The organism is Embleya sp. NPDC005971 (assembly GCF_040629175.1).
Taxonomy (GTDB): domain Bacteria; phylum Actinomycetota; class Actinomycetes; order Streptomycetales; family Streptomycetaceae; genus Embleya.
The window spans coordinates 1-20,613 of the sequence record NZ_JBEXUX010000057.1 but is presented as its reverse complement, the minus strand read 5'-3'; the positions used below and the strand labels follow the sequence as shown (position 1 = coordinate 20,613).

14 protein-coding genes are annotated in these 20,613 nt (G+C 73.6%); 7 read left to right on the top strand and 7 right to left on the bottom strand.

Annotated features, from left to right (window positions below):
• Positions 1-58: 58 nt before the first annotated feature.
• Positions 59-571, bottom strand: coding sequence for a SigE family RNA polymerase sigma factor (locus ABZ374_RS36130; protein WP_360319503.1), 513 nt, complete (start codon positions 569-571; stop codon positions 59-61).
• Between ABZ374_RS36130 and ABZ374_RS36125 the strand changes: the two genes are divergently transcribed.
• The 3 genes from ABZ374_RS36125 (at position 562) to ABZ374_RS36115 (ending at position 3,922) form a co-directional block, all read left to right on the top strand.
• A complete protein-coding gene (locus ABZ374_RS36125) occupies positions 562-2,067 on the top strand; it encodes a WS/DGAT domain-containing protein (RefSeq protein ID WP_360319501.1) in 1,506 nt (501 codons plus the stop codon). The two genes, ABZ374_RS36130 and ABZ374_RS36125, sit on opposite strands and share 10 nt — an antisense overlap.
• Positions 2,068-2,308: 241 nt before the next feature.
• A complete protein-coding gene (locus ABZ374_RS36120; RefSeq protein ID WP_360319499.1) occupies positions 2,309-2,875 on the top strand; it encodes an NADPH-dependent FMN reductase in 567 nt (188 codons plus the stop codon).
• A gap of 552 nt (positions 2,876-3,427) precedes the next feature.
• Positions 3,428-3,922: a cupin domain-containing protein gene (locus ABZ374_RS36115; protein ID WP_360319498.1), complete on the top strand. Its 495-nt coding sequence runs from the start codon at positions 3,428-3,430 to the stop codon at positions 3,920-3,922.
• Positions 3,923-3,971: 49 nt separating this feature from the next.
• On the opposite strand, the gene ABZ374_RS36110 is transcribed toward ABZ374_RS36115, so the two are convergent.
• The gene (locus ABZ374_RS36110) at positions 3,972-4,094 is read right to left on the bottom strand and encodes a hypothetical protein (RefSeq protein ID WP_360319496.1); all 123 of its coding nucleotides are present in this window, start codon (positions 4,092-4,094) and stop codon (positions 3,972-3,974) included.
• Between the two features lie 287 nt (positions 4,095-4,381).
• Between ABZ374_RS36110 and ABZ374_RS36105 the strand changes: the two genes are divergently transcribed.
• The gene (locus ABZ374_RS36105) at positions 4,382-8,926 is read left to right on the top strand and encodes a hypothetical protein (protein WP_360319494.1); all 4,545 of its coding nucleotides are present in this window, start codon (positions 4,382-4,384) and stop codon (positions 8,924-8,926) included.
• A gap of 15 nt (positions 8,927-8,941) precedes the next feature.
• Here the strand turns inward: ABZ374_RS36105 and ABZ374_RS36100 are convergent, their stop codons facing one another.
• Positions 8,942-9,964: an iron-siderophore ABC transporter substrate-binding protein gene (locus ABZ374_RS36100; protein ID WP_360319492.1), complete on the bottom strand. Its 1,023-nt coding sequence runs from the start codon at positions 9,962-9,964 to the stop codon at positions 8,942-8,944.
• A gap of 309 nt (positions 9,965-10,273) precedes the next feature.
• Here ABZ374_RS36100 and ABZ374_RS36095 point away from each other — a divergent pair, with 309 nt between their 5' ends.
• Positions 10,274-11,671, top strand: a complete 1,398-nt coding sequence (locus tag ABZ374_RS36095) for an aminotransferase class V-fold PLP-dependent enzyme (protein WP_360319490.1) — start codon at positions 10,274-10,276, stop codon at positions 11,669-11,671.
• A gap of 63 nt (positions 11,672-11,734) precedes the next feature.
• Here ABZ374_RS36095 and ABZ374_RS36090 read toward each other — a convergent pair whose 3' ends face one another.
• The 3 genes from ABZ374_RS36090 to ABZ374_RS36080 form a co-directional block, all read right to left on the bottom strand.
• The gene (locus tag ABZ374_RS36090) at positions 11,735-13,426 is read right to left on the bottom strand and encodes an ATP-binding cassette domain-containing protein (RefSeq protein ID WP_360319488.1); all 1,692 of its coding nucleotides are present in this window, start codon (positions 13,424-13,426) and stop codon (positions 11,735-11,737) included.
• A gap of 65 nt (positions 13,427-13,491) precedes the next feature.
• On the bottom strand, positions 13,492-16,455 hold the full coding sequence (locus tag ABZ374_RS36085; RefSeq protein ID WP_360319486.1) for an AAA family ATPase: 2,964 nt from the start codon (positions 16,453-16,455) through the stop codon (positions 13,492-13,494).
• A gap of 75 nt (positions 16,456-16,530) precedes the next feature.
• Complete coding sequence (locus ABZ374_RS36080; RefSeq protein ID WP_360319484.1) at positions 16,531-17,109, bottom strand: GNAT family N-acetyltransferase; 579 nt, start codon at positions 17,107-17,109, stop codon at positions 16,531-16,533.
• 303 nt (positions 17,110-17,412) lie between these two features.
• Between ABZ374_RS36080 and ABZ374_RS36075 the strand changes: the two genes are divergently transcribed.
• Positions 17,413-19,233, top strand: a complete 1,821-nt coding sequence (locus tag ABZ374_RS36075) for a glycosyl transferase (protein ID WP_360319482.1) — start codon at positions 17,413-17,415, stop codon at positions 19,231-19,233.
• Positions 19,234-19,308: 75 nt separating this feature from the next.
• On the opposite strand, the gene ABZ374_RS36070 is transcribed toward ABZ374_RS36075, so the two are convergent.
• Entirely contained in the window at positions 19,309-19,680 is a 372-nt protein-coding gene (locus ABZ374_RS36070; RefSeq protein WP_360319480.1) for a hypothetical protein, read from the bottom strand.
• A 247-nt stretch (positions 19,681-19,927) separates the two neighbouring features.
• Between ABZ374_RS36070 and ABZ374_RS36065 the strand changes: the two genes are divergently transcribed.
• Positions 19,928-20,557 carry a histone deacetylase gene (locus ABZ374_RS36065; protein WP_360319478.1) on the top strand — a complete coding sequence of 210 codons (630 nt, stop codon included), beginning with the start codon at positions 19,928-19,930 and terminating at the stop codon, positions 20,555-20,557.
• Positions 20,558-20,613 lie beyond the last annotated feature (56 nt).

The window sequence follows — 20,613 nt, the reverse complement described above, 5'->3', positions numbered from 1 at the left end:
TATCAATGCATGTCGATACATATGGATGCCCCGGGCGCGGTCGCGCCCGTCGGCCGACTCAGCCCACCAGCGGGTTGACCTCGAGCGTGCCGCGCAATCGGGCCAGTGCGCGCGGCCCGGCGCTCTTGACCGCCGAGCCGGACATGCCGAGCATCTCGGCGACCGCCTCCACGCTGTGGTCCTCCCAATAGCGCAGGACCACCACCGCCCGATCGCGCGGTGACAGCCGCATCAGTGCGTCGATCAGCGTCATCCGCACGTCCGGGAGATCCGGGTCGGCCGACGGGTCGGGTCGACGCTCCAGCGCCGACGCGTCGATACCGGGCAGTTCGGTGGAACTGCGACGGCGTCTGCCGTCCAGGTACGCGTTCAGGAGCACCCGCCTGGCGTACGCGTGTGGTTGATCGGTGTGTTCGATCCGACGCCAGGCCACGTACAGCTTCTCCAGCGCGATCTGGGTGAGGTCCTCGGCGAGATGCCAGTCGCCGCACAGCAGATACGCCGTCTGACAGAGGCGGTGCGCCGAGGTCCGGGCGAACTCGGTGAACCCCCCGCGGCCCTGTGGGCCCATCCCGTCCTCCCTTCCTGCCGCTTCCGTCCCTGATCAATACGCATCCGACGACCCGGAAGGATGCATGTGGTCTGCGTCACAGGCAGGAACGACCCGGTGGCCCGCCGCACCGACGGCCGGCCGGACCTGCACGATTCGCCGCGAACCCACCCCGGAGGTTCGGAACGTGCCACCCGACGCGCCGATTCCGCACCTGCCGGCACCCGGCGATCTGCCGTTCGTCGCGCACGAGTGGTTCGGGCATCCCGGCGATCCTGGACCTTCGTACTGGTGCGCTTTCGGGGCCACGCGCCGGGGTCGGCCGACCTGCGCGAACTGGTGCGGTCGCGCTGGGAGTCGGTGCCGCGGCTGCGGCTGCGGGCGGGCCCGACACCGACCGGACACCGACGCGGGCGTCCGCACTGGGTCGTGGCCGACGAGCTCGACCCGGAGCGGCAGGTGGTCGCCGCGCCGCTCGCGCCCGGCCCGGACGCGCTGCGCGAGCGGGTCGACGAACTGCTCGGCGAACCACTGCGGTCGACGAACTGCTCGGCGAACCACTGCGGTCGACGGTGGACACCTGGCGGATGTACCTGCTGTCCGGCCCCGAAGTCGACGGGTTCGCCGTGCTGTTGCGGGTGCACCACGCGGTGGCCGACGGAGTCTCGGTGATCCGGCTGCTGGAGCGGCTGATGGGCGGGGACGCCGAAACGGGGGCAGCGTGGCCCGGCGGTGCGGTGCGCCGGGTGCCGCCGCGCCCGGCCTCGGTGCGCGGTGTACTGGCCACGGCCGCCCGGGTGTTGCGGCGGAACACACGCCTGCCGTTCAACGGGCGCCCGGGCGCCGGGCGGCACGCGGCCTGGGTGACGGTGCCCGCGGCACCGGTACGAGCCGCCCGGCACGCGGCTCCGGGCAGCGTGCGCCCGACCGTCAACGACGTCTACCTGGCAGCCGTCGCCGGGGCACTGCGCACCGTCCCGGCGGGCCGGGCGACCCCCTCCCGTCCCCGCGTCGCCGCGCTGGTCCCGGTGAACATGCGCACGGCGGACGAGGCGTCCCGGATCGGCAACGTGGTGTCCTTCTTCCGGATCCCGCTGCCGCTCGACGAGTCGGATCCGCCGGCCCGGTTGGCCCGGGTCCACGCCGAGACCGTGCGGGCCAAGTCGATCGGGCAGGCCGCCATCGCCCGAACCGCCATCGAGGTCGCCGCCCGATCACCGCTGCCCGCGAGCCGGCTCGCCGGCCTGATCACCATGTCCGCGGGTTATGCGAACACCAGTTGCACCAACATCCCCGGCCCGCGCACCCCGTTGGTCCTGCTCGGCCGCCCGGCGGTCGAACTGGTCGCGGCACCACCGCTGATGGGCGCGCAGAACGTGGTCTTCGGCTTCACCGGCCACGGCGACACCTTCACGGCCGGCGTCACCACCGACCGTGCCCATCGCGAACTGGCCGACCGGCCGGCCCGGGCCCTCGGCGTCGAGTTCGAGAACCTGGCCGCCGCCGCGGCACGCTGAGCCGGGTCGCTCCGCGCCGGGCCCGAGCCGACCGGGAACGACGGACCGACGCACGCGTGTCGCGATCGGTCCCCTGTGTGGCATGTCGGGACATCGGTGTCGGCCCCATCCGGGTCATACGTTTCTCCTGTAACCCGGAACGGGCACGACGCCGCCGATCGATCGGGTCGCCGGTCGCTCCGCCGCGACCTCGACGAGGCGCGCCCGCCCGGACACCCACCCCTGCGAAGGAGAACCCGCGATGAGTGACGTCAGGATCCTCGGCATTTCCGGCAGCCTGCGGGCCGAGTCGCACAACACCCTGCTGCTGCGCGCCGCGCAGAAGTTCGCCCCGGGCGGCATGGACATCGAGATATACGAAGGATTGCGGGAGATACCGCCCTACGACATGGATCAGGACAATCCGGACGATCGTCCCGCCGTCGTCGCCGACCTGCGCCGGCGGATCACCGAGGCGGACGGTCTGCTCATCGCCACACCGGAGTTCAACTACTCGATCCCCGGTGTGCTGAAGAACGCGATCGACTGGGTGAGCACCGACTGGACCAAAACCGAGGGCCTGCCGCTGCTGCGCAAGCCGACCGCCATCATGGGGGCGGCCCCCACCAACTTCGGATCGGTGCGGGCGCAACTGGCCTTGCGCCAGGTGTTCGTCTGGACGCACACCGATGTGATCGGCAAGCCCGAGGTGATCGCCTTCCGGTCGCACGAGCGCTTCGACGACGCCGGCAACCTGATCGACGGGATGACCATCAACCTGGTCGGGGAGTTGCTCGTCGCACTCGCGGAGCGGATCGACGGCAAGTGATCGACCGCCGGGCCCGGTCCCGGCGCGACGAGCCGCGGAACAAGACGCGGAACGAACCGTGCACCGAGGTCCGGGCCGGGCCGGAAACCGGCAGAAACCGGTCGCGTGACCTTCGGCCCACAGCGGACACTTGGTCAGCGAGGGCGCGCGGCCACCGGCGAGGGACGACGACCGAGCGACCACCGAGCAATCACCGACCCACCCGACCCGGCCTCGGCGGCGACCGCCGAGGTCCGTTCGACCCACCCGGGCCGCCGGGATCCGACTGCGGGGAGCGCCGTCGGGCCATGGTGCGGCCCCGATGCGCGCGAGGGAGGGGTTTCGCCGTCACGGGGCGGCGAAACCCCTCCCGTCCGGCGTCTCGGCACGTGCCGGCGTGTCCGCACCACCGCGCTTGGTGCCTTCGAAATTGACCCATCATTTTGTGCGGGAAATGCACCCCTTCATGGGTCGAAAGCCACCGTAGATTGGTACCAACGAACGCGGAACGGAGCCGAACGACAAGCGGCGCCCACCGTCCGACCCACCTCGTCACACCCCACGGGAGCCACCATGTCCACGCCCGCCTCGAACACCACCGCCGCCCCGATCCTGGTCCGCACCCAGGAGGCGGAGATCGTCCAGGACGGTCCCACCAGCCTGATCACCCTCCTCGCCGACACCCCGGGGATGACCGCCAACCTGGCGACCTTCGACAAGGGCTCCCCCGGCGCGCCCGCCCACTTCCACACCCGGGCCAGTGAGATGTTCCACGTCACCGAGGGCACGATGCGCATCCTGCTCGGTGAGGAGATCGTCACCCTGGAAACCGGCGACTTCCTGCTGGTGCCGCCGCACATGCCGCACGCCTTCGCGCCGGCGCCGGACACCGAGGCGAAGATGCTGGTCGTGTTCACCCCCGGGATGGACCGCTTCGACTACTACCGGCTCCTGGAGCGGGTGCACCGCGGCGAGGCGGACGTCGCCGAACTGCGCGCCACCTCCGAGCGATTCGACAACCACTACGTCGACAGTCCGGTGTGGCGCGAGGCCCTCGCCGGCGCGTGAGGACGCGCTCCGCGCCAATCCCCGCACCGACCCGGGGACCCGTCGATACTCAGGACAGCCGTTCGGTACTCAGGTTCGCGGCCGAGTAGTCCGGCGGATGCTCGGCGTCGGTGCGGCCCGCCAGGATGTGGTGTGCGGGCAGCGGGCCCGGGTGGCACGGAACCGCCGACACGGGGCGGCGGTGCGGGCGGCGGACGTTCGGGTGGTCCGAGGGGTGGGGTTTCACCGTCACGGGGGCGGCGAAATCCCGCCCCTTCTCGGCGTGTTCGGGTGTGTCCCGCCCGAGCAGGGAACACCCCCGACGTTGCGATCGATCCCCTTCGGACACCCCTATCCGGCCCCCTACCGACGGCCCCGGAAGCCCAACCGTCGGTGAGTTGTGGTGGGGTGTCGTCGTGAGCCCGCCCGAAACGGGGGAACGGCGGTGGCCAGGTCGGCCCGACGAGGGGACATCGAACAGTGACGCACGGAGCCGCGCGGCGGTACGACCCGGCCGCCGAGGTGCTGCTCGGGCTGGCGGTGGCGAGCGGCGAACCCGGGGACGCGGGCCGGCTGCGCCATCGACTGGGCGAAACCGACCCCGGCTACCTGGCCGACGCGTTGTTGCCGATCACCGCGCGAATCAAGGCGGTTCGTGATCCCGACGTGCTGGTACGACGGGCCGTGGCGCGCAACCCCCGGGCCACCGCCGCCGACCTGGCCGCGCTGCTGGACCGGCCGGACCCGGTGGTGGATCGGCTGGTGTACCGGCATGCCACCGCGCTGCCGTGGATGCGGCGCACGGTGCTCGCCCCGGGCCGACATCCGGATCCGGGCGCGCTGACCGTGTTGTTGGAGGAGATCCGTGCGTGCGCCGAAGACCCGCCGGACCACCCGCACTTCGTCGGCGCAGCCGTGGTCTCGGACGTACCGGCGCTGGTCGAGCACGCGCTGCGCACCGGTGGCCGGCGGCTGACCACGGCCGAGCAACTCCGGGGCATGTTGGGCCTGTTCGTCGACCCACCGCGACTGGGTGGGTTACTCGCGGAAGTGGCAGCGGATCCGGGCAGCCCCGGACCAGGATCACCGTTCGAGACCGACGACGGCGGCGCCGGTCCGCCGATCGAGGCCGACCGGGGCGATGCCGATCCGCCGGTCGCGCCCGAGGTCGCCGCGGCGGCCGCCCGCGCCCTGGCCACCGGCCGAGTACACGAGCTGCGGGCCGCGGTATCGGCCGCCGAGGGCACCGGCGGCCTGATCGCCGGGCTGCGCGCCGGCGAGCCGGAGCCGAACTGGCGTCGGGACCTGGACTGGGCCGAACTCCTGGCCGCCCAGCGGGCCGAGCCGCTGCCCGAGGCGGCCGGCGCCGCACTGGCCGGGCGGGCCGACTGCCCCGATGCCCTGCTCGCCGAGCTCTACCGGGCCCACCCGGAGTCCGTGGCCCGGGCCGCCCGCCCCTCGGCCGCCCTGCTCGAAGCCGCCGCACACTGCCCGGGCCACCCCGAAGCGGCCCGGATCGCCGCCTCGGCCGCCGCCGCCGGGCTCACCGACGAACGACACACCACCCTCGTCCTGACCACGATCGCGCCCGCCCGGATCGCGGTCGCGACGCTGGCCGAACTCCCCCGCACGCGCCCGCTCGCCGAGCTGACCCACCGTCATCTGGGCGGCTCGGCAAGCCGTTGGGCCACCCTGCGGGTCACCCTCTCGCGCCACCGGGGCACGCTGGCCGAGTTGCTGGCCCGAATCGCCGACGGATCCGTGCCCGACGTCGGTGCGACCACCCCGCCGGCCCTGTCCCGGTTCTGTCGGTTTCTGCTCTTCGCCGCCGAACCCGAGGACCTGCGCGCGCTGTTGCCGCAGGCGCCCGACGAGCTGTTGCGCGACCTGCTCGGCAAGGGCCCGCTGCCGGCGCACGCGCTCGACATCGCGTTGGCCACCCGCGATCCGCGGGTCTGCGCCGCCGTCGCGGGCAACGCCGGGCTGGATCCGCGCGAACTGGGCCGGCTGGTCGCACTGGACGAACCGAGCGTCGATGCGGCCGTGTACCGCAATCATCACACCCCGCTGACCCTGCGCCGCACCATCGCCTCCGGCGTGCCGCGCACCCCGGGTCGCACCGAACCCGTGCCGCTGGACCCGAGGTTGCGCGTCGACCTGCTCGACTGTCGGGACCAGCGCCGGCTGACCCCGCTGGCGGTCAGCGGCGATCCGGAGCTCGTGCACGCCGCGCTGCACACCTTCCCGTCCGCCGACACCCGGTGCTTCGCGTTTTTGCGGGTGTGGCAACGCGGCGGCCCGGACGCGGTCCGACGCCTGGTGGAACTGCTGGGCGGCCCGAGCCATTCGAGCCGGATCGCTGGCATCCTGGAGACGCTCGAAGCCCCCGGCGGGCCGACCCAACCCGGCACGTTGCGCGTGCCGTACGAGGATCCCGACGCGCTGCCACGCGTATTCGCCACCGCCAGGGGACGCAACGCGACCCGCCGGCTGCTGGCCACCCTCGTGCACGAGCCGTACGTGTACGACCTGCCGCGCCTGGTCGCCCGACATCGCGAAACGCCGTATCCACCTGAGCCGATCGAGGAACTGCTGCGCCACGAGCACGCCGACGGCGAGCTCGGCCGGCTGCTCCGGCTCGCCCTGGTCAACCGCGCGTGCGGTTCCGGCGCCGAGGAACTCAATCGTGAACCGGTCGACCGGCTGGGCGCCGTCGCGTTCGCCCGCGCCGATGCCGAGTGGGTGAACGACTGCGTCGATCACGACCTGCTGGATCCGATCCGCCTGGTGGACACCGCGTGGCCGGCCGCCGAGGTGTTGCGCGCGTTGCCCAAGCTGACGCCGGAGACGGTCGCCGCGCCCATCCACGCGCGGCTCGCCGAACTGGTGCACACCCACCTGGCCGGCCACGTCGAGGCCACGGTGATCGGGCTCGGCCTGCTCGGCTCGTTCACCGGCACCGTCGCCGAACTGATCGGCGTCGCCGCGACGGCGGCCGGCCCACCGCCAGGGGCCGGGCAACGGGCCCTGGCCGACGCGGAGATCGCCGCGTACGCGCACACCCTCGCCCGGCACGCGCCACCCGTGCGCACCCGCGAGCCGGCCGGACCGACCCTGCCGACCCGACGCGGTCGGCGCAACACCCCGGATCGCGGCTGCGCGCTCGCGGCGGTGCAGGTATTGCGGGAGATCGTGCCGGACGCGCCGATACCCGCCGACCCGGCCGTACTCGCGGTGTTCGCGGAGACCCTCGAAGCGGACCTGCCCGGCCTGCGCCACCCGGACTGGCTGCTCACCGCGTGTGCGAACGCGCCGGGCGAACTGCCGCGCGAGCGCCTGGCCCGGCGGGATCCGGCCGCCTTCCGGGACACCGCCCCCGCCTCCGTGCGCTACCGCGCGGGCCTGGTCGGGCCGGCCGAGTTGATCGCCACGACACCGGCCCGCGCGCTCGGCGCGACCCGCGATCAGCGCTACTGGTTCGGGGCGGCCCGGCGCCCGCTCACCCGGGCCGTGCGCGCGCTGCTCGCCGACCGACTCGGCCACGAACGCGACCACTGGCTGGCCGCGTTGGCCGCGATGGACACGGACGCGGGCGAACTGCCGCTGCCCGCCCTGCTCGATCGGGTGGCCGCCGGACCCGACCCCCGGCCCGCGCCCGGCCCGCTGTCGGGCGCGGGCTCGGTCCTGCTCGGCTACGCCGACGTGCACGTGCTCCGCGCCGTGCTCCCGCTGCTGGGCCCGGACGCGGCGGTCACGCTGGCCCGCGAGGCCGAGCAGACCCGGCGCGTCACCGACGACCTGGTCGCGTACGTGCTCGGTCTGCCCGACGCGGGTCCCGCGCTGATCCTGGCCGAGGGTGATCCGCGCTCGCCGCACACCCGACGGGTCCGGGACCGGCTGCTGGACCGGGGTGATCCGGTACTGGACGACCGGCTGTACGGCGACGTGAAGCGGCGCGGCGACGTGGCCGAGCGGCGTCGGATCCTGGCCCGCGCGGCCGAGGACTCCCGGCCGTTGTCGCCCGTGCTGCGCCGGCGCCTGCTCGAACCCGGAGTGTTCTCGAAGTACTGGGCCGACTCGTTGCGGGTGGGCGTGGAGGCGGCCTGCCCCGACGTGGTCGAGGTCGCGCTGGCCGGCATGGCCGGGAAGTTGTCGCTGCTCGACCAACTGCTCGCCGCCCGCAACGTGTTGCGCTTCGGCGGCCCGCACCGACTACGCGCGCTGATCGAGCGCGGCCTGCTCGGCAGCGGCGCCGCCCGGGTCGCCGCGAAGGCGACGGCCGACGGCGTCGACGACCCGATCGAAGCCGGCCTCGCGGTGCTGACCGCGCGGATCGACCGCGAACTGGCGCCGACCCGGCTGGTCGCCAGACTGCGTGCGTGCGAGCGGCTCGCCGATGCCGAACGGGTCCTGGATCGCCCCTACCGACGCGACTGGGCCTTGCTGGTGGGCGAGCACGCCCGCGAACCGTGGCCCGCCGGGGTGCGACAGGCGCTGGTGAACCGACCGGACGCGCCCGACGAGGTCATCCTGGCGATGCCGACCGACCTGCGGCCCACCGAGGCGTTCGCGGCGGCCCGGCGCAGTCCCCGGGCGGCTCGGACCGTCGCCGCGTGGGTGCTGCCGGACGGCGGCACCGCCGAATGGCACCTGGAGGTCGAGCGGTTGCTGGAGGCGGGCCTGCTCACCGGCCACGACCTGGTGCACGAGGTGGGTCATGCCGACCGTGTGCTGCGCTATCTGGCCGACGCCCGGGCGCGGATCGACCCGTCCGAGCCGGTACGGGTGGCGGTGCACGCCGCGTACACCGAGGTCGCCGCGTTGACCGCGGCGCTGCTCGGCGCCGAGGACCGGTCCTGGCAGCGCCTGTTCGCCGCGCTGACCGAGCGCGACGAACACTGGCGCCGAGCCGAGGGGCCGGCCGCCGGGGTCGCCGCGCTGCTCGCGTACGCGGCGCGGGAACCCCTGGGACCGGCCGCCGGCGGCAGCCCGGCGCGGGGCCCGGAGGCCGCGCCGGATGCCTGACCGGATCGGTTCGGCTCAGCCGATCAGGTTCTTCTCCAGGTCGCCCAGGATGGAGTTCGCCGCGACCACGCCCAGGCCCAGGTACCAGGTCTCGTCGGGAACCGTGACGGCCTTGCCCTTCTCCACCGCGCCGAGCTTCTTCCACAGCGGGTTGTCGGTCACCCGGGCCTGCGCGGTCTTGTCCGCCGGGCCGTAGGTGCCGACGAAGATCCTGTCCGCGTCGGCCTCGGTGATCCGCTCCTCGGACAGTTCCACCGCCAGGTCGTCGATGTTCTGGTTGGCCGGGCGCGGCAGGCCCACGTCCTGGAGCACGGTGCCGATCAGCGACTTGTTCGCGTACAGGCGGATCTTGCCCGGCATGAAGCGCACCATCGAGATGGTCGGCTTGTTCGCGCCCAGCTTGTCGCCCAGGGCCTTGGCCCGTGCCTGGTAGGCGTCCAGCTGCTGCTTGGCCTCGGCGGACTTGTCCAAGGCCGCGGCGTTGAGCAGGAAGTTCTCCTTCCAGGTGTAGCCGGGGCGCACCGAGAACACGGTCGGCGCGATCTTGCTCAGCACCGCGTACTGCTGTTCCGCGCGCAGCTTGCTGCCCAGGATCAGGTCCGGCTTGAGGTTCTCGATCGCCTCCAGGTTGAGGCTGTTGATCGTGCCGACCTTGGCCGGCTTGCCCGCCTTGCCGTCCAGGTAGGCCGGGAGTTCCTGGGAGCCGTCGGTGAACGCGACACCGACCGGCTGTACGCCCAGTGCCGCGACGTTGTCCAGCTCGCCGGTGTCCAGCACGACGACCCGCTTGGGCTGCGCCTTGAGCGTCACGTCGCCCATCGCGGTGCGGATCGTGCGCGGGTACTGACCGGGCGCGGCGTCGGTGCCCAGGCCCGTGCTCACCTGGCCGGCGCTGCCGAAGTCCTTGCCGCCGGCTGCGACGGCGGGCTTGCCGCCGCCCTTGTTCCCGTCGGACGAGTCCGAGCCGCAGGCTCCGGTGAGCAGGGCGGCGGACACGGTCACGGCGACGGCGGCGATCCGGCGGCGGGATATCGGCATGGGTCCTGGTTCCTTGGCGCGTGGGGGGACACGGGCCGGGCGCCGGGACGCTCGGCCCGCACTGCTGAGGTGGGGCGATTTCAGGCAGGGCGGTTGTGGGCAACACGATGCGAGGCAGGGCGATCCGCTGAGGCAAGCCTTACCTTTCCTCACCCTAGGGGATCCTTGTCGCGGATCAGCCTTCAGGGGTGAGAACGGGCATCGCCGACGGTCCGGACCGGCCCGGATGGGCGGGCGCGGCGCCGGCGGATCCGTTGACGCGGTCGCGGGTGCGGCGCGAGACTCGGCAGACCGGGGGAGGTGGTGCCGGTGGTGGTCGCCGACGTGCGCGGTCCGGACTTCGACGCGATCCGGCGGGAGGAGTACGGCTACCTGGACGACGAGGGTCTGGTCTACCTCGATCACACCGGAGCGGGGTTGGCCGCGCGCGGCCAGCGGCGGGCGCACGCGGAACGGCTGTCCGGGGCCACCTACGGCAACCCGCACTCCGAACACCCGGCCTCGGTCGCCTCCACGACGTGGGTGCAGAACACCCGTCGGGCGATCCTCGACCACTTCAACGCCGACCCGGACCGGTACGCGGCCGTGTTCACCGCGAACGCCACCGGCGCGTGTCGACTGGTCGGCGAGGCGTACCCGTTCCGTCGCGGTACCCGCCTGGTGTTGCCGATCGACAACCACAACTCGGTGAACGGGATCCGCGAATACGCCCGCGCGGGCGGCGCCCGGACCCACTACATCGGCCTGTCCGGCACCGAACTGCGCCTGGACGACGACGCGTTGCGGGTCGCGCTCGCGCACCGCCGCGGCTTGTTCGCCTATCCCGCGCAGAGCAACTTCACCGGGGTCCGACACCCCCTGGACTGGATCGGCGTCGCCCAGCGGCACGGCTACGACGTGCTGGTCGACGCGGCCGCGTACGCGCCCACCAACGTGCTCGATCTGGGGGTGGTGCAACCGGAGTTCGTCGCGGTGAGCTGGTACAAGGTATTCGGATATCCGACCGGCGTGGGTTGCCTGCTCGCCCGCCGGGACGCGCTCGCGCGGCTGCGCCGGCCGTGGTTCGCGGGCGGCACGATCGAGGCGGTCAGCGCGCAGGGCGATTGGCATCGGATGGCCGACGACGAGTCCGCGTACGAGGACGGCACCCTCAACTTCCTCGCCATCCCCGATGTCGCGCACGGCCTGGCCTGGGTCGACTCGCTGGGCATGCCCGCCATCCACGACCGGGTCACGGCCCTGACCGCGCACCTGCTCGCCGGGTTGGCCGGGTTGCGCCATCACGACGGCGCGCCGCTGATCCGGGTGTACGGGCCGGACACGGTGCATGCCCGGGGTGGCACGGTCGCGCTGAACATCCTGGACGCCGCCGGCACCGTGATCGACGAGCGGATCGTGGCCCGGGACACCGCCGCCGCCGGGATCTGCGTACGCACCGGCTGTTTCTGCAATCCGGGCGCGGGCGAGGCGGCGTTCGCGATCGGGCGCCGGACCCTGCGCGGCGCGGTGTTGCGGACGGCCGCCTCCGGCGGGACGCTCGACGACTACCTGACCCGCCTGGGCCTGCCCTCCGGCGGCGCGGTGCGCGTGTCGCTGGGCCTGCCGTCCACGATCGCCGACGTGGACGCGTTCCTCGACTTCGTCGCACGCACCTACCGCGACCGGCCGGCCGACGCCCGGGGACTGACCCCTCGGCTGCGCTGCTGACCCGCCGGGGCACGCGCCCGGCGGCACTTCCACCGCGTGCGGCGCCCGCTCGCGCGGGTGTGCTCAGCCGCCGGCGCGTGGGCAGCGGCGGGCCAGCACCGCGCAGGTGGCGGCGACGAACAGCACGGCGCAGCCGGTGAGTACGGCCCAGCCGAGCGCGGGCGGGTGGTCGAAGCTGTCGCCGTAGGAGGCCAGCAGCGGCGGGCCGAGCGCGGACCGGCCGTGCGCCCAGCGCCCCGGGAGGTCCAGATCGTTGCCCAGCGCCTCGAACGCCCATCGGTTGGTCATCGCGTAGCTGAGCGTGTGTCCGATCACCGGCATTCGGGGCACCGGCACGAACGCGCCGGAGAAGAGCACCTGGGGAAAGCACAGCAGCGGCAACATCAGCGTGGCCTGGCCCACTTCGGTGACCGCCGCGGACGTCAACAGCCCGAGCGCCAGCGCCGCGGCGGAGGCCAGCAGCAGCGTCGTCAGCAGCGACCCGTAGACCCCCCACGACGCGCCGGGCAGCCGGTCCAGGGCGCGCAGCACGGCGAGCAGCAGCACGTCGGCGAACGCCAGGATCGGCAGCAGCACGGTGAACTTGGCCGCGACGTAGGGTCCGATCCGCAGCACGGTCAGCCGTTCCCGGCGCACGATCGGCAACTCCACGCAGATCTGCAACAGGCCGTAGGTCAACCCGAAGAAGAAGCCGCCGAAGGCGATCCAGAACAGGATCATCGCGGCGCCGGACGGACTCGGGTCGGCCGGGTCGAACGCGCCGGGCCGAAAGAGCATCGCGAACATCGCCACGATCACCAGCGGCGAGCCGACCAGCATCGCGGCGGCCAACCGGTCTCGGGCGATCAGCTCCAGGTCGCGGCGGGCCAGGATGGACCACTGCCGCAACCCCTGGTCGACCTGCGGCGCCGGGCGGTCGACCGCCGAGGCGGGTTTCGGTGCCGGTGCCGACTCGGCTTCCAGGGCGGCCAGTTCCGGTTCCAGTTCGAGTTCCGGCTCGCGTTCCGCGTCCGCGCTCGCACCGCGTGCGGCCACCGCGGCGTATACGTCGGCCTCGGTCTCGACGCCGAAGTGCGCGCGCAGCCCCCTGGGGTCCCCCACGTACGCGAGCCGCCCGTCCGGGGCCAGGAACACCACCCGGTCGCACCGGAGCAGATCGGTGGGGGCGTGCGTGGTCAGCACGACGGTGGTGCCGGCTCGGGCCAACTCGCGTAATACCGCCATCAGTTCCGCCGCAGCCGCCGGATCCAGGCCGGACGTCGGTTCGTCCAGGAACAACACCCGTGGCCGGGTCAGCAGTTCGACCGCGATGCTCGCACGTTTGCGCTCGCCGCCGCTGAGCGCGCCCACCCGCCGATCCGCGCACCCGGTCAGGCCCAGGGCGGCCAACGTGCGGGTCACCGCGGCCTCCACGCCCCCGTCGATCGGCCCGCGCAGCGCCGCGGCGTAGCGCAGGCTGTGGGCCAGCGGCAACGCCCGGTGCAGGATGTCGTCCTGCGGGACGTAGCCCAGGCCGCGCGCATCCGGTCGGCCGCCGTCGTGCCGTACCCGGCCCGCGCTGGGTGGTCGGATTCCGGCCAGCGTGTCCAACAGCGTGGTCTTGCCCGATCCGCTGCCACCGGCGACGGCCGAGACCTCACCGGCCTCGGCGACCAGCGAGACGTCCCGAAGTACGGTGCGTCCCCCGAGCGTTCGGCTCACCCCGCAGGCCGCCACGCGTACTCCGTGCTCCCCCACGCCCACCCCCGACGGCATGCCCCCGAAATACCGAACGGACCATGTATAGCCCGTTCGCACGCGCAAGGGCACCCCGCTCGGGGCTATCCGACCGGGGGTTGGTCGTCGACCAGGTGCATGCGGTGGGCCAGGGCGGCGGCTTCGCCGCGGGTGGCCACTTCGAGCTTGGCCAGGATGTTCGACACATGCACGCTGGCCGTCTTGACGCTGATGAACAGGGTCTCGGCGATCTGCCGGTTGCTGCGTCCCTCGATCAGCAGACGCAGCACCTCCCGCTCGCGGGGCGTCAGGTCGCCGGCCTGGTGCGCCGCGCGGGCCGCACCGGTCCCGGGCCGGCCCGGCAGGTCGATCCGGGCCCGGCGGGCCAGCAGTTCGACCTGTTCGCGCAGCGGCGTCGTGCCCAGTCGCCCGGCTGCGGCGTGTGCCCGGGCCAACGCGGCGCCGGCCGCGACCCGATCGCCGGCGGCCACCAGCGCGGCGCCCAGGTCGGCGTGCGCCCGGGCGGTGGGATACGGCTGGGCGGTCGCCTCCCAGGCCGCGACCAGTTCCCGCCACTGCGCGAGGGTGTCGCTGCCCTCGGCCAGGTCCAGGTGCGCGACCAACGTCTTTGCCTGGGTGCGGTCCAGCTCGCAGTGCACGTCCAGCGCGGCGCCGGCCGCCCGGATCCGGTGCAACTCGGCTCGGGTCGACTCGGTGGGCTCGACTCCGGCGTACGCGCGCGCCGCCTCGATCAGCAGCGGGAAGGCGAACCGCTGGTTGCCGACGCCGAAGCCGGCCCGCAGTTCGGCGTCCAGGATCTCGCCGAGTTCGGCCCGTCGGCCCCGGGCCCGGGCCAGCGCGATCTCGGCGCCGGACTGCGGGATGCGATGTTGTGCCTCCTGGTACATGCCGCGGGCGCTCTCCCGGGCGCTCCGCAGGTGGTCGGCGGCCTCGGTCACCTTGCCGCGGACCAGGTGGGCCATGGCCAGCACCCGTTCGGCGTTGCCGGTGGCGCAACCGTCCGCGTCGTGCTCCCGGATCTCCTCCATCGTCTTGGCCACCTCGTCCCAGCGGCCGAGCGAGAACAGGCTCTCCGCGAGGTTGCCCAGGACGAACGCGCCGGTGTTGCGGATCACGCCGCGCTCTCGGGACAGGTCGAGCGCGCGGCGGGCGGCCTGCACCGACTCCTCGTGTCGGCCGACGCCTTCGAGGACCGAGGCCCAGTTGCCGAGCACGTAGACGAGCGTGTCCGGCTTGCCGCCCCGCGCCGCCTCGGCGACCCGGACCGCCTCGCGGCCGTGGGCGAGCGCCTGTGTCTCGTCGAGTTCGCCGCTGCCGGTGAGAAGCCAGGACAGGGTCTGGAGGATGTTGGCGATCAGATCCTGGTCGTCCAGCCGCCGGGCGATCTCCAGGACCTGGCGGGTCATCCGTACCGCCTCCGCCGCGCCTCCTTCCAGGAAGTGCGCGCGGGCGATCCGGATCACCACGTTCGCGTACTCGACCGACTCCCGCCGATCCTGCAACAGCCGCTCGGCGTGCTCCAGTTCGACCATGCCGGGGCCGCGCCCCAGGCGGCTCAGCGTCTTCGCCCGCTGGGTCCACAGCGCCGCCGCCCGAACCGGCTCGCGCTCCTCGTCGACCAGGTCCAACGCCTGGCGCAGCAGGGCCAGTTCGCGGTCGCCGGAGTTGTCGTAGCGGGCCGCGACGATGGCGCCGTCCAGCACCCGGGCCAGCGTGCTGCCGGTGGACTGCTCGGGATCGGGGACCTGGTCCCACATGGTGATCGCGCTCTCGTACAGCGCCCACGCCTCGCCGAACGCGTATCGGTCGGCGGCGGCCGCCGCGGCGACCACGCTCGCCGGCAGTGCCCGGGCCGGGCGGGCGGCGGCGATCCAGTAGCGGGCCCGCCGGTCCACGTGGTCGCGGCGCCACGGCAGCTCGCCGCCCTCGACCAGGGTGTCCAGGGCCTGGGCGAACGCCGCGTACATCCGGGTGCGTTCGCCCGGGAGCAGATCGCCCAGGGCCGCCTCGCGCACCAGCGCGTGCCGGAACGAGTAGCCCTCGCCGTCCGGTTCGGCCACCAGGACGTGTCCGGAGACCGCCGCGCGCAGTGCCGTCTCCAAGGTGTCCGGGTCCAGACCGGCCACCTCGGCAAGCAGTCGGTGCTCGACCCCGATACCCCCCACGGCGGCCAGTCGCACCACCCGGCGGGCCGTCTCGGGCAGTTGCTCGATCCGGATCAGCAGCAGGTCGCGCAGCGTGTCCGAGAGACCGGCGAGTCGGCCGTCGCGGACCCCGGCGGCGAGTTCCTCGACGAAGAACGCGTTGCCCTCGGAACGCTCGAACACCTGCTGGACCAGGGCCCGCGAGGGGGTGCCGCCGAGCAGGCCGCTCAGGTGCTCCTCGACCTGGGGCATGGTCAGTCGGCCGAGTTCGAGCCGGGTCACCGTGCGGGTGCGCTCCAGTTCGGCGACCAGGCGGCGCATCGGGTGGCTGCGGTCCATCGCGTCCGCACGCAGCGTGCCGACCAGCAGGATCCGGCCCCGGCGCAGCGAGCGGACCAGGAACGCGAGCAGTTCGCGGGTCGCCGAGTCGGCCCAGTGCAGGTCCTCGAAGGCGACGATCAGGGTGCGGTCCTCGCCGATCCGCTCCAGCAGACGCAGCGCCGACTCGTACAGCCGGGCCCGCTCGGGCGCCGGGCCGGGGCCGGGTTCGGCGGCCAGGGTCGGCGAGATCCAGGCCAGTTCGCGGCGCCGGTCGCCCATCGCCTCCTCGAAGTCGGCGCCGAGCGCGTCGGCGAGGGCACGCAGGATCGCCGAGAACGGCGCGAAGGGCAGTCCCTCGGCGCCCAATTCGAGACACGCGCCGACCGCGACCGAGGTCGGCTCGGGACGCCCGGTCGCCTGGGCCAGGAACTCCTCCAGCAACCGGGTCTTGCCGACCCCGGCCTCGCCGGTGGTCAGCACCACCCGGGGCTCACCGCGATCGACCTCACGCAGCACCTCGACCAGTCGCCCGATCTCGGGCTCGCGTCCGACGAACAGCGGCACCCCGCCAAAAACAGTCACACCCGCCAGCCTCCCACGCGCCCCACCTGCACGAACGAACCGGGTCGGGGCGAACGACGCGGTGCGGTTCGGGGCTCAGTCGGTGGTCCGGCCGGGGGCGGCCGCGCTCCACCCGGCCCGGGTCAGGGTGTACTCCACCTCTCCCTGCTCGGCGCCCTCGATCGGCTCGGCCCAGTCGCCGAACCAGGTGCGGACGAAGGTCAGCCCGGTCTTTTCCAGCACCCGTCGGGAGCGCGTGTTCACCGTCATCGTGTTGGCGGTCACCACCCGCACGCCGAGTTCGGCGAAGCCCTTGTCGACCAACGCCCGCGCGCCCTCGGTGGCGTAGCCCAGCCCCCACGCGGCGCGACACAGCCGGTAGCCCAGTTCGACCACGTCCGCGCCGTCCTCGGCGACCGGCCGCAGTTCGAACCAACCGACGAAGCGCCCGCCGGTCCGTTCCCGCGCGGCCCAGAAGCCGCGATTGCCCCAGGCCGGGTAGTCCCGCATGACCAGCGGCAGGACCCGATCGCGAACGGTCTCGGGCGCGGTCGGCCGGCCGCCGGTGAGGTAGCGCATCACTTCCGGATCGCGGCCCAGCTCGATCAGGTGCGGCAGGTCGGCCGCGGTGAACGGGCGCAGTTCCAGCCGCGGCGTCTCCAGGAAAATCGACATCCGGCCATCCTCACCGACCGTGCCCGGTCGAGCCGGCGAATTTCCCCCGGGCCCGCCCCGCCCGCACCCCGCCGTCCGGACGACCGGCCGGTCCTCGTAGCATGGCCGGCGATCGACCGCCGTAGCGCGCCCCGCCGGGTGCTTCGGTCCCGGTACGCGCCGCGGGGATCACCCCCATCGGTCGAGATGCGCCTCGTCGCCTCTCCCGACCGGGTGCCGCAGCGCGTTCGCCCGGGACCGGCACCGCGCCGGGACCGCGCCCACGCCCGTGACGGGCAGCACCCCCGGAAGGACCCGACACCCATGCCCGTCGCCGAGCGGCAACGCATCGATCCCCGAGCCCTCGTGCGCGGGATCTCCCTTCGCGGACTGTGCGGCGGCCGGGCGGTGGACTGGTGGGTCGGCGCCCTGTTCCTGGGCCTGGCGTTCTGGTTGTACAAGGATCTGTGGGCCGACCTGGACCGCGCCTACCTGGTCAACGGCGGCCAGGACCAGAACATGTGGGAGTGGTTCTTCGACGCCACCGCCGACGCGGTCCGCAACTTCCGCGACCCGCTGGTCTCGGATCTGCAGAACCATCCGCTGGGCGTGAACATGATGGCCAACACGGCCATGCTCGGCCTCGGCATCCCACTGACCCCGGTCACCCTGCTCTTCGGCCCCACCACCACCTGGGCCCTGGTGCTCACCGGTGGCCTGGCCGGCACCGCGTTCGCCTGGTACCGGTTGCTGGCCCGCCGACTGGTGCGCGCCAAGCCGGCCGCGGCGGTGGGCGGCGCGCTGTGCGGCTTCGCGCCGCCGATCGTCTCGCATGCCAACGCGCATCCGAACTTCGTGGTGTTGTTCATGATCCCGCCGATCATCGAGCTGCTGATCCGGCTGTGGCAGGGCGAGCGGCCGATCCGCAACGGCGTGTTGCTCGGACTGTCGATCGCCTTCCAGATCTTCATCGGCGAGGAGCCGCTGTTGTTCGCGGCGGTGGGCCTGGTGGTGTTCGGGATCGTGTACGCGCTCAACGCACCGGGCGCGGCGCGGGCGGCGGCCCGGCCGCTGGGCACCGGGCTGGTGATCGGCGCGGCGGTGTCGCTGGTGCTGGTCGCCTACCCGCTGTGGGTGCAGTTCTTCGGGCCGCAGCACTACTCCACGCTCGACCACGAGTCGGGCAACGACCTGGCCGCGTTCACCGCGTACGCGAGCGACTCGCTCGGCGGCGACCGGGCGGGCGCGGCGGTGCTGTCCGAGGGGACCACCGAGGAGAACGCTTTCTTCGGCTGGCCCCTGGTGATCCTCGCCGTGTTCCTGGTCGCCTGGCTGCGCCGGCTCGCCGTCGTGCGCGCCGCCGCGGTCACCGCGGCGGTGGCGGCGCTGCTGTCGCTGGGCCTGGACATCGTGGTCGACCACGACGACACCGGCCTGCCGGGCCCGTGGCGGGTGCTGAACGAACTGCCGCTGTTCGAGTCGATCCTGGAATCGCGCTTCGCGCTGGTCTGTGTGCCGGCCGTCGCGGTGCTGCTCGCGCTGGCCACCGACCGGGTCCTCGACTCGGCCCGGTCGGTGCGGGCCGTGCCCGAGGGGCACCCGGGACGCGGGGTCCCGGTCCGGCTGGTCTGGGCGGCGGCGCTGACGATGGCGCTGCTGCCGATCCTGCCCACGCCGCTGGACGTCCGGGACCGACCGCCGGTGCCGAAGTTCTTCGCCGACGGCGGGTGGCGGCCCTACGTGGACGACGGATCCGTCGTGGTGGTGCCGCTGCCCAGCGTGGGCGACGCCGCCGCGCTGCACTGGCAGAGCGTGGCCGATCTGGGCTTTCCGCTCGCGGAGGGCTACTTCGTCGGCCCGTGGGGGCCCGATCGCATCGGCGTCTACGGGGCGGACTACAGCCCGACCTCGGCGCTGCTCGGCCGGGTCGCCGCGGAGGGCACGGTCCCGGAGATCACCGAGGACCGGCGCCGCGAGGCCCGGGCGGACCTGGCCCGCTGGCGGGCCGACGTGGTGGTGTTGCCCGCGCACCGGCACCGGGCCGAACTCGCGGACACGCTCACCGCGCTGCTGGGCCCGGGTCGGCAGGTGGCGGACGTACAGGTGTGGGACGTGCGAAACGTGGACGGGGCGGCGGCGCGGTAGGGGTCGCCCGAAGGCCCGGACCGCGGTCGCCCGCGGGATCGATGGCACGCGTGGGCGACCGGTGCCGCCTGGTGGTCAGCGGACCTCGGTGGCGGTCGCCGCCTCGGCCAGTTCGATCCTGAGCACCCGTTCGGCCGAGTCGCCGGCGAGCTCCGCGCCGGGACGCTCCAGCCGGTAGCTCAACGTCACGTCGCCGCCCGCGTGCGGCAGGATCTCGGCGGCCGGGACCTTGAACACGACCGGTCGACCGAGCGCGTGCGCGGTGATCGGCACGGACACGGTGAAGGCCGCGGTGTCCGGGCCGTGCCAGGACAGGGTCAGCAGGTCGCCCACGGCCATGTCGGGATACGGGGCCACCCGGACGGTCGCCTCCAGCGGAACGTGCCGGGCATCGAGGACGTCCGCGACGGCGTGGTCGACGGTGGGCGGCGGCAGCGGATCGGGCATCCCGGACTCCTTCGCGGTACCTGCGCGGTCGCGCCGGCGATCGGCCACGGCCCTCGCACACACGGGATTTCGACGGCGGCCTCGGCCGGCCTCGGGTCGACCCGGCGACCGGCCGGACTCGGCGCGTACTCATGGTTGCCCCGAAACCCGCCGCCCATCCGTGCGTTCCCCCACGCCGCCCGTTCGGCGCACGCCGGCACGCGCGGGCGAGCCGCCCTTCGGCCGGCCACGCCCTAGGCTGGCGCAGATGGGTTCGGAACTGGTCTGGTATGCCGCGTACGGGTCCAACATGCACGCCTCCCGCCTGGACTGTTACCTGCGCGGCGGCCGGCCGCCCGGCGGTCTGCGCACCTATCCGGGCTGCCGGGACCCGTCCCCGCCGCGGGCCACGCGCCCGATGGTGCTGCCGGGCCGGATGTACTTCGCCTTCGAATCGAAGAACTGGACCGGCGGACTCGCCCTGTACGACCCCCTGGACCCGGGCCGCACCCCCGCTCGGGCCTATCTGTTGACCCGGGCGCAGTTCGCCGACCTGGCCGCGCAGGAGATGTACCGCGCACCCGGAGTCGACCCGGACCTGAGCACACTGGCGACCATCGGCCGGGCCACGCTGGGTCCGGGTCGCTACGAGACGGTGGTCCGGGTGGGCAGCTCCGACGGGCACCCGATCCTGGCCCTGACCGCGCCGTGGCGCAGTGCCGACGCGCCGTGGAACGCACCGGCCGCCGCCTACCTGCGACACCTGCGAGCCGGACTCGCCGAGGCACACGGCTGGTCCGGGCGGCGCGCGGCGCGCTACCTGGCCAACTGCCCGGGTGCGGCCGGCACCTGGACCGCCGAGGCGATCGCCGCGCTGCGCACGAACACGCCCGCCTGATGGCCCTGGTGCCCTGGGTGAGGATGATGGACCACACCGACGACGGCCCGGCCCAC